The sequence below is a fragment of the Microcoleus sp. Pol12B4 genome (assembly GCF_036701385.1).
Lineage (GTDB): Bacteria > Cyanobacteriota > Cyanobacteriia > Cyanobacteriales > Microcoleaceae > Microcoleus.
The window spans coordinates 1-1161 of sequence record NZ_JAUBQR010000465.1; the positions used below are offsets into that span (position 1 = coordinate 1).

1 protein-coding gene is annotated in these 1161 nt (G+C 41.1%); it reads left to right on the forward strand.

From position 1 onward, the window contains the following. Positions 1-262 precede the first annotated feature (262 nt). Positions 263-1161: ABC transporter permease DevC (devC, locus tag QUA38_RS29075; RefSeq protein WP_333168010.1), on the forward strand; the 899-nt coding region annotated here is incomplete at its 3' end.

Sequence of the window (1161 nt, forward strand, 5' to 3'; positions counted from 1 at the left end):
CTTTAAGTCGGGGAGTTTTTCCATTCCTTTATCTAATGTCTATCTCCTCTTCTTGTCAAGGGGGTTGAGCAATTACCTAAATTTTACCTTGACAAAACTTACGTATGGGCAATCAAGAAACCGGGTCTTTTACCGAGATTAAGGGTTTGAATCAAATATAAGGGTAAAAAACCAGGTTTCTCAACACCCGTGCTTAAGTCCTAAAATTCTTCAATCCAAAATCTAAAATCTAAAATCTAAAATCTAAGATTGATCGACTGTTATGGCAAAAATACCGCTAGCTTGGGCACAGTTAACCCGCGAAAAAATGCGATTAGTAATCGCCCTAGCCGGCATTGGATTTGCCGACTTGCTAATGTTTATGCAGTTCGGATTTAGAGACGCGCTCTTTGAAAGCTCCATCACCTTTCACTCGAAGTTAAAAGGGGATATTTTTATCACCAGCACCCAGTCTACGGCTTTAATAGCCATGAAAAGTTTTCCCCAGCGTCGCTTGTATCAAGCCTTGAGCTTTAACGGCGTTACATCAATTAGTCCCGTATATTTAGGCTTTGGATTGTGGAAAAACCCCGACCCCAACCAGCGAAATACTCGGCAATTGATGATAATCGGTTTTGACCCCGCTCATCCCATCTTTGATATGCCTGAAATCCAAAATAATTTGGACAAAATCCAAATTTCGGATGTGGTTTTATTTGACCAAGCTTCCCGCCCGGAGTTTGGGCCGGTAGCAGAATATTTCAAACAGGGAAAAGTTGTTGAAACTGAAGTTGACAATCGCCGCGTTAGGGTAGATGGTTTATTTACTATAGGGGCCTCTTTCGGTGCCGACGGAAATCTTGTCACCAGCGATTTGAACTTTATGCGGATTTTTTCGACGCGGAGAACAAGAGGTTTAATCGATATAGGTATTGTTCACTTGGAGCCGGGAACAGATGTTAAGGCTGTTGTTGATAAAATGAGGGCAACTTTGCCGAATGATGTGAGAATTTCTTCTAAAGAAGAGTTTGTAGATTTTGAAAAAAAATATTGGCAGGAAAGTACCTCAATCGGATTTGTTTTCACTCTCGGCGCGGCAATGGGATTTATCGTTGGGATAGTGATTGTTTATCAAATTCTTTATACTGATGTTACCGATCATTTACCCGAATACGCTACGCT